Here is a 20179-nt window from a genome sequence, read left to right as displayed (position 1 = left end):
GCGGTCAGCGGTGCGAGTGGTCGCGGAAGCCGCGACGGGTCTTGCGACCCAGGTAGCCGGCGGTGACCAGGTGCTCCAGCAACGGCGCGGGCGCGAAGCCCGGCTCGCGCAGCTCCAGGTACAGCTCCCGCTGGATCGCCAGCGAGACGTCCAACCCCACCACGTCGAGCAGCTCGAACGGGCCCATCGGGTAGCCGCAGCCCAGCTTCATGGCGTGGTCGATGTCGTCGGCCGTGGAGTAGCTGGCCTCCAGCATCTTGACCGCGTCGTTCAGGTACGGGAAGAGCAGCGCGTTGACGATGAAGCCGGACCGGTCGCCGCAGACCACGCCGGTCTTGCCGAGCGCCGCGCAGACGGCCCGCGCGGTCGCGGTGGTCTCCGGTGAGGTACGGATGGTCCGGACCACCTCGACCAGCGGCATGACCGGCGCCGGGTTGAAGAAGTGCAGGCCCACCACGTCGGCCGGGCGCTGGGTGGCCATCGCCACGTCGATCACGGGCAGGGACGAGGTGGTGGTGGCCAGCACCACGCCCGGCTTGCAGATCTCGTCGAGGCTGGCGAAGAGCGCCTTCTTGACGCTCAACTCCTCGACGACCGCCTCGACGACCAGGTCGACGTCGGCAAGATGGTCGAGGGTCGCCGTCCAGGTGATGCGGCCCAGCGCCGCGTCCCGGTCGGCCTCGGCGAGCTTGCCCCGGACCACGCCCTTGTTCAGCGACGTCTTCACGGCCTCGCAGACCGACGCGGACTTCTCCGCGCCCCGGGTCACCGAGACGACCTCGTACCCGGCCCTGGCGAACACCTCGACGATCCCGGTGGCCATCGTCCCGGAACCCACGACGCCCACCTTGGTGATGGCGCGCGCGCCGTCGGCGAGCGCGGCGTCCGCCGCCGGCGGCGTCGTTTCATCGGGTACGACCTTCGGCGAACCGGGCCGCTCGTAGGTGTAGAAACCCCGTCCGGACTTGCGGCCCAGCAGCCCCGCCGTGACCATCTGCTTGAGCAGCGGCACCGGGGCGTGTCGGCGGTCCCGGCCGCCCCGCCGGTACATGGTGTCCAGGATTTCGTACGCGGTGTCCAGGCCGATCAGGTCCATCAGCGCCAGTGGGCCCATCGGCAGCCCGCAGCCGAGCTTCATCGCGGCGTCGATGTCCTCCCGGGTCGCGTAGTGCGACTCGAACATCCCGACCGCGTGGTTGAGGTAGCCGAAGAGCAGCGCGTTGGCGATAAAGCCGGCCCGGTCGTTGATGGTGACGTCGACCTTGCCGAGCCGGGCGCACAGCGCCTCGACGTCGGCCACGACCTCGGGGGCGGTGACGACCGTGCGGACCACCTCGACCAGCTTCATCACCGGGGCGGGGTTGAAGAAGTGGATGCCGATCACCTGGTTGGGCCGGCTGGTGGCCACCGAGATCTCGGTGACGCTCAGCGACGAGGTGTTGGTGGCGAGGATGGCCTCCGGCTTGCAGACCCGGTCCAACTCAGCGAAGATCCGCTGCTTGAGGTCCAGGTGCTCGGGCACCGCCTCGATGACCAGGTCCACCGAGTGCAGCGCGTCCAGTCCGACCGCGAAGCGCACCCGCTCGTGTAGGGCGTCGCGGTCCGCCTCGGCGAGCTTGCCCTTGGCGACCGCCCGGTCGGTGGAGCCCTTCAGGGTGGCCCGACCGCGCTCCAGCGCCGGCTCGGCGATCTCGACCGCGAGGACGTCGATGCCGTTGCGGGCGAAGACCTCGACGATGCCGGCACCCATGGTGCCCAGCCCCACGACACCGACGGTGCTGAACTCCCGCGCCACGACCGGCCTCCCCAGACACTCCGCACGGCCACTGAACGGCCGCTAAGGTATGCGCGCGAGTCTGCCACGTGCCGCAGGGTTGTCGAGACGCCGTGGGATATTTCACCCACGACGCGGCCCTACCCGGCCTGCCCGTCGGTCAGCGCCAGCAGCTCCGCCACGAACTCCCCCGGGCGCTCCAGGTGCGGGCTGTGCCCGCAGCCGGGCAACACCACCTCGCGGTACGCGCCGCCGGCCGCCGCGTACCGCTCCAGCACCGCCCGGGTCTGGCCGACCATCGGTTGCGGCGGGCAGGCCTCCGCCCCCGGCCATCCGGCCACGACACCCAGCGAACCGAGGTACGCCAGGTCCAACAGCGACGTGTCCGAGACGATCACGTCGGCGTCGCCGCGTACCCAGGTGACCGGAGGCTTCTCGGCGACGGCCACCAGCTCGTCGGCGACCCGGAACCAGGTCGGCGCGAGCGCGTTCAGCACGCCCCGCTTCCCGGGCACGGTGCCGGGCCAGTTCTCCGACTCCGCCGACGTGCCCGGGTAGTTGTCCTCGCCGATCGCCGTGGACAGCACGCTGTCGAGCAGCAGCTCCTCGTCGACGCCGAGCGAGGCCGAATCGGCCACGTAGGTCGCCCGCAGCACCTCACGCGGACTGGCCGGGCCCTCGGTGCCCCGATCGCCCGCGGCGAGCCGGGCCACGAAGTCCCGGTTGGCGGTGCCAGCACCGGTACCGGCGAAGTCGGGCGTGGTCGGCGTACCGCTCAGGTCGCGCGTGCCACCGAAGCCGTACGGCGACACCGGCGCGGCCAGCAGTAGCGCCCCCACCCGGTGCGGATGGTCGACCAGCAGCCGCATGGCAACTCCCCCACCGAGGGAGTGCCCGACCACGACCGGCCGGACCCCACCGCCGGTGTCAGCGCCGCTGCCGTCGACGCCGCTGCCGTCGACGCCGCTGCCGTCGACGCCGCTGCCGTCAGCGCCGCGGCTGTCAGCGCCGCTGCCGTCGACGTCGGGGAAGAGCGTCGGGTCGTCCAGCAGGGCGGCGACGTCGTCGGCGAAGTCCCGCAGGCCGCGGGTGGCGTCCACCGGGGCGGTCGCCGAGTCGCCGAACCCGCGCAGGTCGGGAGCGACGACCCGCAGCGTCGGTGGCAGCCGTCGGATCAACGGCTCCCAGAACAGCGATGAGGAGCAGTTGCCGTGGACCAGCAGCAACGGAGTTCCGTCCGGCGGACCGGCCACCCGTACCGCCTGGCGTATACCGTTCGCCGTCACGACCCGCTGCTCGGTCTCCATCCGCGGCATGCTGCCACGTCGGTCCACGGGGGTCCAGGTGTCGGACAGCCACCCGGTGGCACCGCCGGAGTGTGGCCGACGGCCAGTGGCCGCCTCGGCGGGGGTCAGCGGCGGGCGCCCGGTGGCGAAGCCAGCGGCAGTGGCAGCGTCGGTCGGATATCGCGTCGGGACACCCCGAAGCTGAGCCCAACCGGATCCGTGTGGGCGACCCCCGGATCGAACAGGCGCAGCTCGGTGCGGCCGAGCCGGATCACGTCGCCGTCGCTGAGGCGCTCCACCTCGGTGATCCGGCGGTCGTTGAGCCAGGTGCCGTTGGTCGAGCCCAGGTCGCGCAGCGACGCGCCCTCGGGAGCCAGCCACACCTCGGCGTGCCGGCGACTCAGATGCGGGTCGCTGATGACCACGTCGCCGGTCGGCGCCCGACCGATCACCTGCGGCTCACCCCGCAGGCGAAAGCTTGCTCCGCGCATCGGCCCACCTGCGACCGTCAACAACGGCATCAGTTCCGGATGTTCCTCCATGGACAGTCAGCCCTCCACCCCACACCGTTACTCCGCGCGTCAGCCTGCCATCAGACGGTAATCGTCAATACCGACCGGCCGGTCAGCTCCTCGTCACCTCCCGGTCACCCGCTGTTCGACGATTCGGATGGCCACCCTTCGGCAACCGGGTCCTGACCTGCACTGATCAACGAGCGGGTGGGTGGACGCGACTCCCGCCCCAGCACCCCGAGATCGCGGCCTACCGGTGAGTAATCTTCGGGTCTAGACTTCCGCCATGACGGCTGTGCATGTCCCCGGCACCCCCCTCATCGAGGCGCACCAGCTGGTCTCCACCAGTCCGGCCACCGGCGTCGAGGCCGGCCGCCTCCCCGTCGCCAGCGACGCGGACGTACGGCAGGCCGTCGAGCGCGCGCGTTCCGCCGCCGAGTGGTGGGCCGGTCTGGGCTTCGCCGGCCGTCGCCAGCGGATGCTGCGCTGGCGGGCGCTGCTCGCCAAGCGGGTCGAGCAGCTCGCCGAGTTGATGCACGTCGAGGGCGGCAAACCGGCCGCCGACGCCATCGTCGAGATCGCCAGCGCGATCGAACACGTCGACTGGGCCGCCCGCAACGCGCGCCGGGTGCTCGGCCCACGCCGGGTACGGTCCCGGCTCGTCCTCGCCGAGTTCTCCGCGCACCTGGAATACCAACCGCACGGCGTGGTGGGTGTGATCGGGCCGTGGAACTATCCGGTCCTCACCCCGCTCGGCTCCGCCGCGTACGCCCTGGCCGCCGGCAACGCCGTCGTGCTCAAGCCCAGCGAGTACACGCCCGTCGTCGGCCAGTGGCTGGTGGACACGTTCGCGGAGGTGGTCCCCGAGCAGCCGGTGTTCACCGCCGTACACGGGCTCGGCGACGTCGGCGCCGCGCTGTGCCGTTCCGGGGTCGACAAGGTGGCCTTCACCGGCTCGACCGCGACCGCCCGCAAGGTGATGTCCGCCTGCGCCGAGACGCTGACGCCGGTGCTGATCGAGGGCGGCGGCAAGGACGCCATGATCGTCGACAGCGACGCCGACCTGGACGCCGCCGCCGAGGCGTGCGTCTGGGGCGCCATGACCAACGCCGGCCAGACCTGCATCGGCATCGAGCGCGTCTACGCCGTCGACACGGTCTTCGACGCCTTCGTCGACAAGGTCGTCGCCCGCGCCGGCCGGCTGACCGTCGGCCCCGACGGCGCGGACATCGGCCCGATCACCATGCCCGGCCAGATCGACGTGATCCGCCGCCACATCGAGGCCGCGGTCAGCTCCGGCGGTCGCGCCCTGGTCGGCGGCCCGGACGCGGTGCAGCCACCGTACGTGCATCCGACCGTGCTGGTGGACGTACCGGAGGAGTCGGCCGCCGTCCGCGAGGAGACCTTCGGTCCGACGGTGACCATCAGCCGGGTCCGCGACGCCGACGAGGCCGTCGCCCGCGCCAACGCCGTGTCGTACGGCCTGGGGGGTTCGGTCTTCGGCCGGCAGCGTGCCGTGAGCATCGCGCGACGCCTGCGCTCGGGGATGACCTCGGTCAACTCCGCGCTGACCTTCGCCGGGATGTCCACGCTGCCGTTCGGCGGCGTCGGCGACTCCGGCTTCGGGCGGATCCACGGCGAGGACGGCCTCCGCGAGTTCGCCCGCGCCAAGGCCATCACCCGGCGTCGAGCGCGCTCACTGCTGCCGTCGATGACGTTCGACCGCACCCCGACCGACGTGGCACGTCTCGTCAAAGCCATCAAGGTGATGTACGGCAGGTGAGTGTCGGATAGCCGATCTGCGCCGTGATCGGCGTATCCACATGTTTATACGTCGTAGGCACGGCGGTACATTGCGTTAAATGGGCCACAATCGATTGCGACACAGCCTTGTCGACAGTGACCAGTCGTGGAGCGCTCGGCAGCGGCGTCGTCGTTCGGAGTGGCTGGCGCGCACCTTCCCCGACATCGGCGACATGCACGTCGTCGACCTCGGCGGCCGGCTCGGCACCTGGCACCGCGCCACCGTCCGGCCGGCCCGCGTCACCGTGGTCAACCTGGAACAGCCGCCCGCAGCCGTACCCGAGTGGGCCCACGTCGAGCAGGCCGACGCCTGCGACCTGCCACCCCGTGTCACCAAGGGCGCCTACGACCTGGTCTTCTCCAACTCCGTGCTGGAACACGTCGGTGGGCACGAGCGCCGACTTCGGTTCGCCGCCGCGGCCCGTTCGCTGGCCGATCGGCACTGGGTGCAGACGCCCTACCGCTACTTTCCCATCGAGCCGCACTGGATCGCGCCCGGCATGCAGTTCCTACCGATCCGGATGCGCACGGCGCTCGCTCGCCGTTGGCCCCTCGGCCACAAACCGACCCGCAGCCACGAAGCCGCCATCCACCAGGTGCTCTGGACCGAACTGCTGGACCGTTCGCAGATGCGCCACTACTTTCCCGACTCGACAATGCTCGTCGAGCGGGTCTTCGGCCTGCCGAAGTCGTTGATCGCCGTACGGACCGGGCGGTGAGCCGGGTCAGAAGAGGGTCAGCTCGTCCTTCTCGATGCCCCGCAGCCGGTCGTAGTTGACGACGACGCACCGGATGCCCCGGTCGGCGGCGAGCACCCGGGCCTGCGGCTTGATCTCCTGCGCGGCGAACACGCCGGTGACCGGGCTGAGCAGCGGGTCACGGTTCATGAGTTCGAGGTAGCGGGTCAACTGCTCCACGCCGTCGATCTCGCCACGCCGCTTGATCTCGACGGCCACGGCGCCGGAGTTCGCGTCCCGGCAGAGCAGGTCCACCGGGCCGATCGCCGTCATGTACTCGCGGCGCACCAACGTGAACCCCTCGCCCAGCACGGTCGGGTTGGCCGCCAGCAACTCCTGCAGGTGTGCCTCCACCCCGTCCTTGCGCAGGCCGGGATCGACACCCAGCTCGTACGAGGTGTCCTGGAAGACCTCCTCCAGGGTGATCCGCAACTCCTCGCCGGCCTTGTTGACCACCCGCCACACGCCGGGGGCCTCCTCCAGCCGGCACGGCGGGCTCATCCAGTTCAGCGGCTTGTACGCACGGTCGTCGGCGTGAATCGACACCGACCCGTCCGCCTTCACCATCAACAGCCGAGTCGCCGGCGGCAGGTGAGCCGAGAGCCGTCCGACGTAGTCCACCGAGCACTTCGCAATGACCAACCGCACCCGACGAGGGTAGCCGAGCAGTCCGCCACCGCCACCGAGCGGCACTGGCGCGTCGGTGCGATGCTGAGACCGTGTTCGAAGTTCTCACCGGCACCGGCCTCGCCGCCTCGGCAGGGCTGAACGCCTACATACCCCTGCTCGTCCTCGGCCTGCTCGGCCGCTACACCAACCTGATCGACCTGCCCAGCGGCTGGACGTGGCTCGGCAACGGCTGGGTCATCGTCATCCTTGCCGTCCTGCTCGCCGTCGAGATGGTGGCGGACAAGGTGCCGGTCGTCGACCACGTCAACGACGTGGTGCAGACCGTCGTCCGGCCCACCGCCGGTGGCCTCGCCTTCGGGGCCGGCTCGTCGTCGGAGACCGTGACCGTCAGCGACCCGGGGAGCTTCTTCTCCAGCCACCAGTGGGTGCCGGTCGCCACCGGCGTACTCCTCGCCTTCGGTGTACACCTGCTCAAGTCCGCCGCACGCCCGGTGATCAACGCGACCACCGCCGGGTTTGGCGCCCCGGTGGCCAGCACCGCCGAGGACGCGACGAGCGTGGTCATGTCCCTGGTCGCGGTCATCCTGCCGGTGCTCGTACTCGCCTTCCTGGTGGGGTTGGTCGGCTTCGTCTACTGGTTCCTGCGTCGACGCTCCGAACGCCGCCGAGAACGTCAGGCGGCCCGCGCCGCTGGCTTCCGCGTCTGACCGGCAATCCGAAGGTACGGCGATGGCCGGCACCCGTTGTCGGGGTGCCGGCCATCTGTGTGTCTTAGCTGTTCCAGTTGTGGGCGACCAGGTCGGTGGCCTGCTGCTCCCACTGCGCGTACGCGTCCGGGTACGCCGAGACCTGGACGGTCTGGGCGGCGTCGGTCAGGGGCATGTCCTGCCAGCCATCGACCTGCTTGAGGCCCTTGAGGAACGCGGTGGTGGAGTACTCGGGGTTGGTGATCTGCTCCGGGGTGCCCCAACCGGAGGAGGGGCGCTGCTGGAACAGACCCAGCGAGTCGTGGTCGTTCATGTCGCCGAGGTGACCCAGGTTCTCCAGCTTCGACTCCTGCAGGCTCGTCGCGATCGAGATGACCGCGGCCCGTTCGGGCAGGCCGGCCTTCTTGGTGGCGGCGATGATGGCCTTGGCGTTGGCGGTCTGCTCGCCGTTGAGGTCGATGTGCGACTGGTCGCCCTGCGGCTTGGGTGCGGTGGTCTGCACCGCTGCGGCGGCGGGCTTGGCGTCGACCGGGTTGGCGTGGGCGGCGATGGGGCCGGCGAAGACGCCACCGGCGAACGCGAGACCGGCGATGGACAGCATGCTCTTGCGGAAGATCGTGTTCATGTGGGTTGCTCCTTCGGGGGTAGGAAACATCCACCTGTCACCAGTGCGGGGGATCGGTGACGGGGGTGTCAGCACCTCGTCCGGGCGCTCAAAGTCTGGGGGCGGCCTGCGAGCGGGGGGGGGCTCGTGGCGGCCGGTCCGTGTGTAACGACCCGGGGGGCGGGGCCATTCCCGGGGGCTGACGATCCGCGGTGAGCGGGGCTCGTCGTGCCGGGACCGGGTGTAACGACCTGCGGTCCGGGGTCATTCCCGGGGGCTGACGATCCGCGGGGAGCGGGGCTCGCCGTGCCGGGACCGGGTGTAACGACCTGCGGCCCGGGGCCATTCCCGCAGACCGGCAGGCCCGCGAACGGGCGGGGCCCGTCGCGCCGAGTCCGGGTCCAACGACCTGCGGCCCGGGGTCATTCCCGGGGGGCGATGATCCGGGTCTTGCGCACGAGGCCACCTCGCGCAGAGTCCAAAACGGGAGATAACCCCGGCCGGCAGCGCGGCCGGCGGGGGCGCAGGGGCCAGCGCGATCGGCGCGGCCAGCGATCGCCGCGGCCAGCGGGGGCGGCGGGGCCGGCGGGGACCGGCGGGGGCGCATCCGAGCGATGATCGACTCGACATCGCCGAAGTCGGGGTATCCGGGGCCGGTTGACACCGCGGTATCGGTGATCTCGTGTCGATCATGCCAGCATCGCCGATCACACCGACCTCGCCGATCACGCCCGCATCGCCGATCACACCGACCTCGCCGATCACGCCCGCATCGCCGATCACACTACCTCGCCGATCACGCCCGCATCGCCGATCACACCGACCTCGCCGATCACGCCCGCATCGCCGATCACGCCGGGCATCGCCGATCACGCGCCGGGGTGGCCAGACGGGCATATCGGGTGAGCGCAGGCTGGCAAATGCCTAATATCGGGGCAGGAGCCTAGAGGAGGTTGGCATGACCACTGCAATGGAGATGCCCCGAGTCCAGGAATGCGTCGTCGCGGCATGCGCGTACAACCAGGGCGGTGACTGCCACGCCTTCGCCATCACCATCGGCAGCATGGACCACGCGCACTGCCACACCTTCGTCGAGTCGCCCGTGCGGGGCGGGGTGGACGGCCTCACCGCGCAGGTGGGCGCCTGCCAGCGTTCCGACTGCCGACACAACGAGCAGTTGGAGTGCCACGCCTCGTCGATCAAGGTGGGGCCGGACAACGACCTGGCCGACTGCATGACGTACGCCGGTCGCTGACTCCGACGGGACCGGGTCAGGGCAGGTCGTTGGCCCGCCGGATGACCGTCACCAGGTCGTCGATGATCCCGGTGAGGGCGAAGTCCTTCGGGGTGAAGACCCGGGCCACCCCGGCGGCGAGCAGGGTGTCGGCGTCACCGACGGGGATGATGCCGCCCACCACCACGGGCAGGTCCGCCCGGCCGGCGGCCCGCAGCCCGTCGAGCACCGCGGGCACGGCCGCCAGGTGTGAGCCGGACAGCACGGACAGCCCGACCAGGTCGACGTCCTCCTCGACGGCGGCGGCGACGATCTGGCCGGCGGTCAGCCGGATGCCCTGGTAGACGACCTCGAAGCCGGCGTCGCGGGCGCGTACCGCGATTTGCTCGGCGCCGTTCGAGTGCCCATCCAGGCCGGGCTTGCCGACCAGCAACCGCAGCCGTCCGCTGCCCAGCTCGCGGGCGGTGGCGGCCACCCGCTCGCGGACCGCCGCGAGACCCGCGTCGCCGCCGCTGCCGGTGGCGCCGGACAGGCCGGTCGGCGCCCGGTACTCACCGAAGACGTCGCGCAGCGCGCCGGCCCACTCCCCGGTGGTCACCCCGACCCGTACACACTCCAGGGTCGCCGGCATCAGGTTGGCGGTGGTCGCGGCGTCCGCGCGGAGCCGGGCCAGTGCCGCGTCGACCGCCGCGCCGTCCCGCCCGGCACGCCACTCGCGTACGGAGGCGACGGCGACCGCCTCGACCATGGGATCGACCTGTTCGACGGCCTCGGCGCCCGCCGCCGTCAACGGGGATGGTTCGGTCTCGGCGAAGCGGTTGACGCCGACCACCACGTCGAGTCCGGACTCCATCCGGCGACGGCGTTCGGCCAGCGAGGCGACCAGCGCGCTCTTGAGATAGCCCGTCTCCACGGCGGCCACCACACCGCCCATCTCCAACACGGCGTCCAGCTCCACGCGCGCCCCGCTGACGATCTCGTCGACGAGTGCGGTCATCACGTGCGAACCGGCGAAGAGGTCGGGGTATTCGAGCAGGTCCGACTCGTACGCCAGAACCTGCTGCATCCGGAGCGACCACTGCTGGTCCCAGGGCCGGGGCAGGCCGAGCGCCTCGTTCCAGGCCGGCAGTTGCACGGCACGGGCTCGGGCGTCGCGGGACATCGTCACGCCGAGCATCTCCAGCACGATGCGCTGGATGTTGTTCTCCGGCTGTGCCTCGGTGAGGCCGAGCGAGTTGACCTGTACGCCGTAGCGGAACCGCCGCTGCCGGGCCTCGGTGACGCCGTACCGCTCCCGGGTGATCCCGTCCCACAGCACGCCGAACGCGCGCATCTTGGCGATCTCCTCGACGAAACGCACCCCGGCGTTGACGAAGAACGAGACCCGCTGCACCACGTCACCCATCCGCTCGGCGGGCACCTGACCGGAGTCGCGGACCGCGTCGAGGACGGCGACGGCGGTGGCCAGCGCGAAGCCGACCTCCTGCACGGGTGTCGCGCCAGCTTCCTGAAGGTGGTACGAGCAGATGTTGACCGGGTTCCACCTCGGCATCGTCGTCAGGGTGTGCGCGATGACGTCCGCCGTCAGCCGCAGCGAGGCCGCCGGCGGGAAGATGTACGTCCCCCGGGACAGGTACTCCTTGATGATGTCGTTCTGGGTGGTGCCGGCGAGCAGGTCGGCGCTCGACCCCTGCTCGGCGGCCACGGCCGCGTAGAGGGCGAGCAGCCACATCGCCGGCGCGTTGATGGTCATCGAGGTGTTCGTCCCGGCGAGCGGGATGCCGTCGAAGAGCGCCCGCATGTCGCCGAGGTGGGCCACCGGCACGCCGACCCGGCCCACCTCACCGGCGGCCAGCTCGTGGTCGGGGTCGTAGCCGGTCTGGGTGGGCAGGTCGAAGGCGACCGACAGGCCGGTCTGCCCCTTGGCGAGGTTGCGGCGGAAGAGCGCGTTGGTCGCGGCGGCCGACGAGTGGCCGGCGTACGTGCGCATGACCCACGGGCGGTCCCGCTCGGGCAGCCGGGTCGGCGTCTCATCCATGGCCGGAGTCTAAGTTACCGTTCAGTAGAAGACGTTGTGGAAAACCACACAGGTCCATGTCGAGGACGGCCGGGTGCGAAGCGCCCGCCGTGGCCGGCACCGCCACACCCCGGGCGTCGACCGGTGGCCACCAGGACGCACACTGGACGCATGGATGACGAGCTGGCCATCTCCGTCCGAGGGCTGCGCAAGGCGTACGGCGACAACGTGGCGGTGGCGGGCGTGGACCTCGACGTCCACCGGGGCGAGGTGTTCGCGTTGCTCGGCCCGAACGGCGCGGGCAAGACCACGACCGTGGAGATCCTGGAGGGCTACCGGCACCGGGACGCCGGTGAGGTGTCCGTGCTCGGCGCGGACCCGGCCCGACCGGACGCCGGATGGCGCTCCCGGGTCGGCATCGTGCTCCAGGGCACCGGCGAGTTCGACGAGCTGACCGTGGCCGAGGTGGTCCGGCACTTCTCCGGGTTCTATCCGGACGCGGACGACCCCGCCAAGGTGATCGAACGGGTCGGGCTGGCGGCGAAGGCGAAGGCTCGTACGCACACCCTCTCCGGCGGGCAGAAGCGCCGGCTCGACGTGGCGCTGGGCATCATCGGCCGCCCCGAGCTGCTCTTCCTCGACGAGCCGACCACCGGCTTCGACCCGGAGGCCCGCCGCGAGTTCTGGGAGCTGATCCGCGACCTCGCCGCAGCCGGCACCACGATCGTGCTCACCACCCACTACCTGGACGAGGCGGAGGCGCTCGCCGACCGGGTCGGCGTGATTGCCGGCGGCCGGCTGGTCGAGGTGGCCGCGCCCAACCGGCTGGGCAACCGCCAGGATGCGCTCGCGACGGTCTCCTGGCGTACCCCGGAAGGGACGTGGGAGAGAGCGCAGAGCGCGACGCCGACGGCCCTCGTGGCTGACCTGGCCGCGCGCTACGGCGGCGAGGTCCCCGGGCTCACGGTGACCCGGCCGACCCTGGAGGACGTCTACCTCACGATGATCGGACATTCGCGATGACGACCACGACGAAGCCGGCGACGCCGGTCGCCGCGACCCCGGGCCGACGGCCGGGCGTCGGCACGCTGGCCCTGCGCCAGGGCCGACTGGAGATCACCCAGTTCCTGCGCAGCCGGGAGTCCGTGGTCTTCACGATGGGCTTCCCCATCATCATGATCCTGATCTTCGCGTCGATCTTCCACGGGACGATCGGCGGCGGGGTCCGGTTCACCCAGTACTTCATCACCGGCATGATCGCCACCGGCCTGATGACGGTGAGCTTCCAGAACCTGGGCATCTGGATCCCGATCGAGCGGGACCGGGGGGTGCTCAAGCGCTACCGGGGCACGCCGATGCCGAAGTGGGTCTGGTTCGCCGGCAAGGTGATCATGGTGGTGGCGATCGGGATCGCCGAGACCGCGCTGCTGCTGGCCGTCGCGGTGGCGCTGTTCGACCTGAACCTGCCCGGCACCGCCGGGAAGTGGTTCACCTTCGGCTGGGTCTCCGTGCTCGGGGTGACCGCCTGCACCCTGTGCGGCATCGCCATCTCGTCGCTGGCCCGCACCGCCCGCAGCGGTTCGGCGGTGGTGACTCCGGTCGCGCTGGTGCTCCAGTTCATCTCCGGGGTGTTCTTCGTCTTCACCGACCTGCCCACCTGGATGCAGCAGGTCGCCGCGTTCTTCCCGCTCAAGTGGATGTGCCAGGGCCTGCGGTCGGTGTTCCTGCCGGAGAGCTTCGGGGCGCAGGAGCCGGGCGGCTCGTTCGAGCTGGGGCGGGTCGCGCTGGTCCTGGCCCTGTGGTGTGTGATCGGGCTCGTGCTCTGCCTGACCACCTTCCGCTGGACCACCAAGCGCGACGGCTGAGCGGGCCGACCGGGGCGGGCAGCCCCGCCCCGGTCGTCACCCGCTCAGTACGTGTAGAAGCCCTTGCCGGTCTTGCGGCCCAGGTCACCGGCGGTGACCATGCGCTGGAGCAGCTCCGGCGGGAAGAACTTCTCGTCGGCCGTGTCGGTGTAGATGTTCTTCGAGGCGTGCAGCAGCACGTCCACGCCGGTCAGGTCGGTGGTGGCCAGCGGACCCATGGCGTGCCCGAAGCCGAGCCGGCAGGCGGTGTCCAGGTCCTCGGCGGACACCACGCCCGACTCGACCAGCTTGACCGCCTCCATGACCAGGGCGGAGATCAGCCGCGTGGTGACGAAGCCGGCGATGTCGCGGTTGACCACGACGACGGTCTTGCCGATCTCCTCGGCGAAGGCTCGCGCCGTGTCGAGCGTGGCGTCGCTGGTCTTGTAGCCGCGCACCAGCTCGCAGAGCTGCATCATCGGCACCGGGGAGAAGAAGTGGGTGCCGACGACGGCCTCCGGCCGCTCGGTGACCGCCGCGATCTGGGTGACCGGAATGGCCGACGTGTTGGTGGCGAGCACCGCGTCGGACTTGCAGATCTTGTCCAGCGCCCGGAACACCTCGTGCTTGATCTCCAGCCGCTCGAAGACCGCCTCGACCACGATGTCCGCGTCCGCCGCCGCCTCCAGGTCGGTGGTCGGGGTGATCCGCGCGAGGGTCGCCTCGACGTCGGACGCCTCGATCTTGCCCTTCTCGGCGAACTTCTCCAGCGACTTCCGGATGCCGCCGAGCCCCCGGGTGGTGGCCGCGTCGTCCAGGTCGCGCAGCGTCACCTGCCAGCCCGCCTGCGCCGCCACCTGGGCGATGCCGGAGCCCATCAGCCCGGCCCCGACGACCGCGAGTCGACCCGCCATCTGCTTCTCCCTCACTGCGATTGAGTGCCTGCCTGCACCCTAGTCGGCGAGCCTGAACGATGACTAAGGGCAGGTGACGAATTCGCGACTCGCCGGAGCGAACAAACTCCCGAGTGGGTGCATCGAACCCTACGACAACCAACAAGTGGCAACAGCCTGGAGCTCATGATGCGCGCAACGTCCATGGTCGGAACCCTCACCTGCCTCCTGCTCGTCGCGGCGTGCTCGTCGCCCGCACACCAGGACGGCAACGCCGCGCCGGCCGGCTCGCCCGAACCGACGACCAGCGCGGTCACCACCGGCAGCCCCATCCCGCCGCCTATCTCTCCCTCCTCGACCTCTCCCTCCTCGACGCCGTCCGCCCGGCCGTCCAGCACCGCGACCCGCCCCACGTCGCTCGTCCTGGGTCCGAACGGCATCGGTTCACTCAAGCTCGGCATGACCCGCCAGCAGGCCACCGGGACGGGACTGCTGCGGGCGTTCGCCAGCAACACGGGCGGCTGCACGCCGTCGTACCTGCGCGCCGCCCGCAGCGAGGAGGGGGCCGTCCTTCTCTCGTCGACGCTGGGTATCGCGACCATCGACGCGTACGAGGGGATCAAGACGCCCGAGGGAGCACGCATCGGCATGTCGAGCGCCGAGATGCTGCGGATCTACCCGGCCTGGACGGCGGCCGACGGAGACGCGACGAACGGTCGTGGCTTCGCGAAGACCCCCGGCAACAGCAAGGCCGTCTACCGCATCGAGACGGTCAAGGGCAAGGTCGTCCAGTTGACCCTCCAGTACGCGAACCAGGACTGCTACGAGTAGACCGACTCGAAACGGCCGGCCTGTGGCGCCAGCGCGCTGGACAACCGCAGGCCGGCCAGGATCTCGTCGGTCAGGTCCGCGTCGTCGACCTGCTTGATCTGCAGGTAGACGCCATAGCGGCGCTGCGGCACCGGGATCACGATTTCGCTGAACGACACCGAGGCGCCGCACGAGGTCCACCGCCGTACCAGCGCCCGGTCCCCGCCCACATCCACGGTCCGGTCGGGCTGCTGGACACAGGAGGCGTGGCTGGGTAACGCCGGCGCCGGGTCGCCGCCGAGCAGTGCCCGGCTCACCCCGACGAACACACCGGGCATCCCACTCGCCGGGTCCGACCAGGCGGCGAGATCCGGGGCGACCACGAGACCCGGCGCCTGGCCGGCCGCGAGGCGCAGCACCGAAGGATCCCAGCCGGCGTCCTTCAGCTGGCCGGCCCAGCTCGCCGGCACCGCGACCGAGAGAGCGCCGGAGGCATCGCGTACCCGAACCCACCCTGGCCGTTCCGACAGTGTGGAGCTGGAACCGGTCGTCGCCAGCAGGGCGCTCAGGGCGACCGCGACGCCGACGACCCTCCCCAACTGCCGCACGAGGCGACCACGGCCCGCCTCCCGCTCCGTCGACGCGATGACCCGCTGGAGTTCCCCGAGCATCACCGCGGCGGACGCCCAGCGTTGCCGCGGGTCGGGATGCAGCGCACGCCGCACCAGGTCGTCCACTTCGGAGGGGACTCCGGGCCGAAGCTGGGACGGACGGGGGAGAGCGCGCCCGGCCCGGCCCGATCGGCTGCCGGCGGACCGTGCCGGGTCGGGCGGCTGGCCGGTCAACATGTGGTAGGTCGTCGCGCCGATCGCGTACACGTCCGCGCGGATGTCCAGACCGCCACCGGCGGTGGCCTGCTCGGGCGGCATGTAGCCGGGTGTGCCGGCCGCGATCGTGAAGCCGGACGCGTTGGCGAGCGCCTTGGCCAGGCCAAGATCGGCGACGAGCACCCGATCCCGGCCCGCCGCCGGCTGAAACAACACATTGGACGGCTTGAGATCCCGGTGCAGCACGCCGGCCTCGTGCAGCACCATGACGGCGCGGGTGATGTCGGCCGCGACGAGCAGCGCCTCCCGGACCGGCATCGGTCCCGAGGCGAGTCGATCCGCGAGAGTGCCACCGGCCGCGTACGGCATCACCAGGTACGGGCGTCCGTCCGGCAGCTCGCCGACGTCGAGCACACGCACGAGCAGGCTCGAATCCGTCCGTCGCATGATCCGCGCCTCCTGCTCGAACCGCTCCCGCAGATCGGAGTGGTACGACCAGTTGTCGGCCAACACCTTGATCGCGACGGAGGCGTCCAGAGCGTCGTCGGCGCCGAGCCACACGGTGGCGAAAGCTCCGGATCCGATACGCCCCACAACGCGGTATCGGCCGATCTTGCCGGGTACTGACACGCCCGTATTATGGCCGACTAAACGCTGAGGAACGGGGCCTGATCATGCCAGACGATCTTGATGTCGAAGAGCTGGCTGATCGTGCCGCCAAGGGGGACGCCGCCGCCCTCGACGCGTTGCTGATCAGGATCGGTCCGCAGGTCATGCGGCAGTGTCTACGCCTCCTGCCCTGCCGGCAGGACGCCGAGGAGGCGTGCCAGGATGCGCTTCTGCAGGTCGCCCGCAAGATTGACAGCTTCGCCGGCCGGTCGAAGTTCTCCACCTGGCTGCACATCGTCACCGCCAACTGCGCCCGGCAGACGTATCGGAGCCTCAAGCGTCGGGCCGAGGAGCAGTCCACGCCCCAGCTCCCGCTCGACACCGCTGACCCCCGCACCACGAGCGTGATCGCCGGTTCCCGGCTCGACCTGCTCGACGCGCTGGAACGGCTGGAGGCGCACCGACCCGAACTGGTCGCCCCGCTCGTACTGCGCGACCTGTGCCAGTTGACCTACGACCAGATCGCCGACCACCTCTCCATCCCGGTCGGCACCCTGAAGTCACGCATCCACGACGCCCGACGGCACGTGCGCGCCTCGCTGCAGGCCACCTGAGACCGCGAGAGGCGCAGCGGGGTCTCAGATCTCCAGCGACGGCTCCTCGGGCGCGGTGCCCCGCTCCACCGCCACGCCGAGCGCGCGCAGGTCGGCCACGAAGTCCGGGTAACCCCGGTCGACGTGGTGCACGTGCGAGACCTCGGTGGGTCCGTCCGCGCAGAGTCCGGCGATGATCAGCCCGGCGCCGGCGCGGATGTCGGTGGCGCGTACCGGCGCCCCGGACAGCCGCTCGCGACCGCGGACCACGGCGTGGTGCCCGTCGGTCTTGATGTCCGCGCCGAGCCGCATCATCTCGTTGGCGAACATGAACCGGCCGTCGAAGATGTTCTCCGTGATCAGGGATGCGCCGTCGCTGACCGAGGCCAGCCCGATCGCCATCGGCAGCAGATCGGTGGCGAAGCCGGGGTACGGCAGGGTCACCACGTCCACCGCGCGGGGCCGGTCGTCCATGCGTACCCGGAAGCCGTCGCCCCGCGTCTCGACCAGGCCGCCGGCCGCGACGACCTTGTCCAGCGCGACCTCCAGGTAGGCCGGGTCCAGGCCGGTGACCGTCACGTCGCCACGCGTCATCGCGGCGCCGAACGCCCAGGTGCCGGCGACGATCCGGTCCCCCACGGTGGCGTGCCGCACCGGCTGCAGGCCGGGCACGCCGGTGATCCGCAGGGTGGACGTGCCGGCGCCGGAGATCCGCGCGCCCATCTGGTTGAGCATCGTGCAGATGTCGACGATCTCCGGCTCCCGGGCCGCGTTGTCGATCGTCGTGGCGCCCTGGGCCAGCACCGCTGCCATGACCAGGTTCTCGGTCGCCCCCACGCTCGGGAAGTCCAGCACGATGTCGGCGCCGCGCAGCCCGTGCGGGGCCTCGGCGATGACGAACCCGTGCTCACCGGAGATCTCCGCGCCCATCCGGGTCAGCCCGGAGATGTGCATGTCCAGGCCACGTGAGCCGATCGCGTCGCCGCCCGGGTGGGCCACCCGCACGTAGCCACGACGGGCCAGCAGGGGGCCGAGCACGCAGATCGACGCGCGCAGCCGCCGGACCAGGTCGTAGTCGGCCTCCGCGCCCGGCTGCTCGGGTACGTCGATGGTGACCGAGCGGGACCGGGCGACGCCGCCCCGCGCCACCATCGGATCGACGGGGTGGTCCGTGTCGAACCGGACGTCACAGCCCAGCCGCCGCAGGACCTCCCCCATGATCGCGATATCGGTGATCCGCGGAACGTTGGTGATCACGCTGCGGCCGGGAGCGAGCAGCGCGGCGGCCATCAACTTCAGTGCCGAGTTCTTGGCGCCGACGACGTGCACGGTGCCCGCCAGCCGGGCCGCACCGCAGACCCGGATGACGTCGACGTCGTTGACCGCCGTGTCACCGGCGTCGCCCGGACCCACCACCGCTGGCCAGCCGGCTGTCGTGTCCGGCCGAGCGGGGATCGTCAGTTCCGGTATCCGTAGGCTGTGCGTCATGGCCGTCCACCTCACGCGCATCTACACCAAGGCCGGCGACGCCGGCATGACCAGGCTGAGCAACAACGAGCAGGTCCCGAAGACCGATCCACGGATCGCCGCGTACGCGGATGTCGACGAGTGCAACGCGGCGATCGGGGTCGCACTCGCCCTGGGCCAGCTCGACGAGGAGCTGCGGGCCGTCCTGGCGTCGGTACAGAACGACCTGTTCGATGTCGGCGCCGACCTGTCCACGCCCGTCGAGCCGGAGCCGAAGTACCCGCCGCTGCGGGTAACCGAGGAGTACGTCGAGCGCCTGGAGGGCTGGTGCGACGAGTACAACGCGCGCCTGAGCAAGCTCGACTCCTTCATCCTCCCCGGCGGCACCGCCGGCGCGGCGCTGCTGCACGTGGCGCGGACCATCGCCCGGCGCGCCGAGCGGGCAGCGTGGGCGCTGGTCAGCCACGATCCGGACCGGACCAGCCCGCTCCCGGCAAAGTATCTCAACCGGCTCTCCGATCTGCTCTTTATCCTGTCAAGAACGGCAAATCCGGCGGGCGATGTGCTATGGGTGCCGGGCGGCAACCGCTGACCGTCTGCGTCGTACGGGTGTGGGGTTCCCGATCTCGCGGCTACCACGCGTGGTCCCGGCGAATTCCCAACCAGCCCCCTCCCACCCGGCCCGCCACCGTCGTCGGCACGCCGACCGCACGCCGGCCGACTTGCCGACGTCGGGGCGGTTCTCTCACTCCCACCTCGACCGGCCAGGCGTGGAATCACGCCCGGTTCGCTTCGCCGTCACTCGATATTTATCGACGTCCAACTGTCCTATGTATAGGGTCTGGGGGGCGGCATCGATCGGCTGCCGCGAACTGCCGATGAACGGGGAGATTTGTGAGGATCGCACGCAGGCTCGTCGCCACGCTCGGAATGATGTCGCTACTCGTCTTCGGAATGGCCCTGCCGGCACAGGCAGCCGCCACGTGCCCGGTCGGGGACTTCTGCGTCTGGAGCGGCAGCAACGCCACCGGCTCGATGTGTAGCTGGAGCAACGCAGACAATGACTGGTTCAACGCGCCCGTCGTGTGTTCCTGGGCGGACAACCAGGTGGTCCGCTCGGCCGAGAACCGGGGCCGGAGCACGAGCTACCGGTCCGTGTACTTCTACTCCGGCGCGAACTACACCGGCACGTACGGATGCCTCGGACAGAACGACCAGTTCATGAACGACATCTACGAGAACCTGCGATCGCACCGCTGGCGGACCTCGAGCTGCTAGTCACGCAGCAAAAAATTGGGCCACGGCTTGCCGTGGCCCAATTTTCGTTCCGGGATCCATTCGAGCGGGACACCGACAGCCGGCACGGCTCAGGCAGCCGGCCAGTCCTGGGAGGCCAGACGCGGCGAGACCGCCCCCGGAGGGGCGGCCTCGAGCCAGGAGAGGAAACCGGTCACGGTCGATCGCGCCATGGCGATCTCCACCGGTGCGTGGTGACTCGTACAGCGGAGGATCACCCAGTCGGCCGGCATGGAGAGCCGTTCCTGCCCTTCGGGCAACCGTCGGCGCTCGACCGCGAGATCCTTGCGGGAGAGAACCCGCTTGGGGCGGATCGCGAAGCTGAACATTCGATACCAGCGCAGCTCGTCAGCGGCGAACCGGCCGAAGCCGGGCGACCAGCCACGCCCGTCGAGCACGGTGGTGACCCGGACGCTGAGCCGGATGATGCCACCGCTGCGGGTCACGAGGGCCCGCCGGACGAAGAGCACGAGAAGCGCGACGAGGATGACGGCGACGCCGACCCCGATCCCTTCGACGATCTCCATCCCCGGTGT

20 protein-coding genes are annotated in these 20179 nt (G+C 70.7%); 10 read left to right on the top strand and 10 right to left on the bottom strand.

Annotated elements, in window-relative coordinates:
• Window positions 1-4 precede the first annotated feature (4 nt).
• The 3 genes from ACIBTX_RS24105 to ACIBTX_RS24095 form a co-directional block, all read right to left on the bottom strand.
• Window positions 5-1795 (bottom strand): 3-hydroxybutyryl-CoA dehydrogenase, encoded by a 1791-nt coding sequence (locus ACIBTX_RS24105; RefSeq protein ID WP_357134179.1) that lies wholly within the window; start codon window positions 1793-1795, stop codon window positions 5-7.
• Between the two features lie 119 nt (window positions 1796-1914).
• On the bottom strand, window positions 1915-3090 hold the full coding sequence (locus ACIBTX_RS24100; RefSeq protein WP_396833047.1) for an alpha/beta fold hydrolase: 1176 nt from the start codon (window positions 3088-3090) through the stop codon (window positions 1915-1917).
• Between the two features lie 95 nt (window positions 3091-3185).
• Window positions 3186-3551 carry an FHA domain-containing protein gene (locus tag ACIBTX_RS24095; RefSeq protein WP_357134175.1) on the bottom strand — a complete coding sequence of 122 codons (366 nt, stop codon included), beginning with the start codon at window positions 3549-3551 and terminating at the stop codon, window positions 3186-3188.
• Window positions 3552-3858: 307 nt separating this feature from the next.
• Here ACIBTX_RS24095 and ACIBTX_RS24090 point away from each other — a divergent pair, with 307 nt between their 5' ends.
• Complete coding sequence (locus tag ACIBTX_RS24090; RefSeq protein WP_357394049.1) at window positions 3859-5355, top strand: aldehyde dehydrogenase family protein; 1497 nt, start codon at window positions 3859-3861, stop codon at window positions 5353-5355.
• Window positions 5356-5434: 79 nt separating this feature from the next.
• The gene (locus tag ACIBTX_RS24085; RefSeq protein WP_357134171.1) at window positions 5435-6094 is read left to right on the top strand and encodes a class I SAM-dependent methyltransferase; all 660 of its coding nucleotides are present in this window, start codon (window positions 5435-5437) and stop codon (window positions 6092-6094) included.
• Between the two features lie 6 nt (window positions 6095-6100).
• Here the strand turns inward: ACIBTX_RS24085 and nucS are convergent, their stop codons facing one another.
• Window positions 6101-6760 carry an endonuclease NucS gene (gene nucS, locus ACIBTX_RS24080; RefSeq protein ID WP_357134169.1) on the bottom strand — a complete coding sequence of 220 codons (660 nt, stop codon included), beginning with the start codon at window positions 6758-6760 and terminating at the stop codon, window positions 6101-6103.
• 71 nt (window positions 6761-6831) lie between these two features.
• Between nucS and ACIBTX_RS24075 the strand changes: the two genes are divergently transcribed.
• Entirely contained in the window at window positions 6832-7449 is a 618-nt protein-coding gene (locus ACIBTX_RS24075) for a DUF4126 domain-containing protein (RefSeq protein ID WP_357134167.1), read from the top strand.
• A gap of 64 nt (window positions 7450-7513) precedes the next feature.
• Here ACIBTX_RS24075 and ACIBTX_RS24070 read toward each other — a convergent pair whose 3' ends face one another.
• Window positions 7514-8074 (bottom strand): hypothetical protein, encoded by a 561-nt coding sequence (locus ACIBTX_RS24070; RefSeq protein ID WP_357174605.1) that lies wholly within the window; start codon window positions 8072-8074, stop codon window positions 7514-7516.
• A 937-nt stretch (window positions 8075-9011) separates the two neighbouring features.
• Between ACIBTX_RS24070 and ACIBTX_RS24065 the strand changes: the two genes are divergently transcribed.
• Window positions 9012-9308, top strand: coding sequence for a DUF1540 domain-containing protein (locus ACIBTX_RS24065; protein ID WP_355052875.1), 297 nt, complete (start codon window positions 9012-9014; stop codon window positions 9306-9308).
• A gap of 16 nt (window positions 9309-9324) precedes the next feature.
• Here ACIBTX_RS24065 and ACIBTX_RS24060 read toward each other — a convergent pair whose 3' ends face one another.
• Window positions 9325-11325, bottom strand: coding sequence for a protein meaA (locus tag ACIBTX_RS24060; RefSeq protein WP_357174602.1), 2001 nt, complete (start codon window positions 11323-11325; stop codon window positions 9325-9327).
• Between the two features lie 150 nt (window positions 11326-11475).
• Here ACIBTX_RS24060 and ACIBTX_RS24055 point away from each other — a divergent pair, with 150 nt between their 5' ends.
• Entirely contained in the window at window positions 11476-12327 is an 852-nt protein-coding gene (locus ACIBTX_RS24055; protein WP_357174599.1) for an ABC transporter ATP-binding protein, read from the top strand.
• Complete coding sequence (locus tag ACIBTX_RS24050) at window positions 12324-13169, top strand: ABC transporter permease (protein WP_357134019.1); 846 nt, start codon at window positions 12324-12326, stop codon at window positions 13167-13169. The genes ACIBTX_RS24055 and ACIBTX_RS24050 overlap by 4 nt, the downstream gene beginning before the upstream one ends.
• Window positions 13170-13213: 44 nt before the next feature.
• Here ACIBTX_RS24050 and ACIBTX_RS24045 read toward each other — a convergent pair whose 3' ends face one another.
• The gene (locus ACIBTX_RS24045; protein ID WP_357134017.1) at window positions 13214-14062 is read right to left on the bottom strand and encodes a 3-hydroxyacyl-CoA dehydrogenase family protein; all 849 of its coding nucleotides are present in this window, start codon (window positions 14060-14062) and stop codon (window positions 13214-13216) included.
• A 165-nt stretch (window positions 14063-14227) separates the two neighbouring features.
• Between ACIBTX_RS24045 and ACIBTX_RS24040 the strand changes: the two genes are divergently transcribed.
• Window positions 14228-14872, top strand: a complete 645-nt coding sequence (locus ACIBTX_RS24040) for a hypothetical protein (RefSeq protein WP_357174595.1) — start codon at window positions 14228-14230, stop codon at window positions 14870-14872.
• On the opposite strand, the gene ACIBTX_RS24035 is transcribed toward ACIBTX_RS24040, so the two are convergent.
• On the bottom strand, window positions 14863-16308 hold the full coding sequence (locus ACIBTX_RS24035; protein ID WP_396833046.1) for a serine/threonine-protein kinase: 1446 nt from the start codon (window positions 16306-16308) through the stop codon (window positions 14863-14865). The two genes, ACIBTX_RS24040 and ACIBTX_RS24035, sit on opposite strands and share 10 nt — an antisense overlap.
• 44 nt (window positions 16309-16352) lie before the next feature.
• Here ACIBTX_RS24035 and ACIBTX_RS24030 point away from each other — a divergent pair, with 44 nt between their 5' ends.
• Window positions 16353-16901 (top strand): RNA polymerase sigma factor, encoded by a 549-nt coding sequence (locus ACIBTX_RS24030; RefSeq protein ID WP_357174589.1) that lies wholly within the window; start codon window positions 16353-16355, stop codon window positions 16899-16901.
• Window positions 16902-16925: 24 nt separating this feature from the next.
• Here ACIBTX_RS24030 and murA read toward each other — a convergent pair whose 3' ends face one another.
• A complete protein-coding gene (gene murA / locus ACIBTX_RS24025; protein WP_357134005.1) occupies window positions 16926-18368 on the bottom strand; it encodes a UDP-N-acetylglucosamine 1-carboxyvinyltransferase in 1443 nt (480 codons plus the stop codon).
• Between murA and ACIBTX_RS24020 the strand changes: the two genes are divergently transcribed.
• Both ACIBTX_RS24020 and ACIBTX_RS24015 read left to right on the top strand, forming a co-directional pair.
• Window positions 18367-18939, top strand: a complete 573-nt coding sequence (locus ACIBTX_RS24020; protein WP_357133999.1) for a cob(I)yrinic acid a,c-diamide adenosyltransferase — start codon at window positions 18367-18369, stop codon at window positions 18937-18939. The two genes, murA and ACIBTX_RS24020, sit on opposite strands and share 2 nt — an antisense overlap.
• A 341-nt stretch (window positions 18940-19280) precedes the next feature.
• Window positions 19281-19625: a peptidase inhibitor family I36 protein gene (locus ACIBTX_RS24015; RefSeq protein ID WP_357133996.1), complete on the top strand. Its 345-nt coding sequence runs from the start codon at window positions 19281-19283 to the stop codon at window positions 19623-19625.
• Window positions 19626-19714: 89 nt separating this feature from the next.
• On the opposite strand, the gene ACIBTX_RS24010 is transcribed toward ACIBTX_RS24015, so the two are convergent.
• Window positions 19715-20170 carry a DUF2550 domain-containing protein gene (locus tag ACIBTX_RS24010; protein ID WP_357133993.1) on the bottom strand — a complete coding sequence of 152 codons (456 nt, stop codon included), beginning with the start codon at window positions 20168-20170 and terminating at the stop codon, window positions 19715-19717.
• Window positions 20171-20179 lie beyond the last annotated feature (9 nt).

Source organism: Micromonospora sp. NPDC049359 (assembly GCF_044466585.1).
In the GTDB taxonomy this organism is placed as follows: domain Bacteria; phylum Actinomycetota; class Actinomycetes; order Mycobacteriales; family Micromonosporaceae; genus Micromonospora.
The sequence above is the reverse complement of the archived record's forward strand: the minus strand, read 5'-3'. Positions and strand labels throughout refer to the sequence as shown.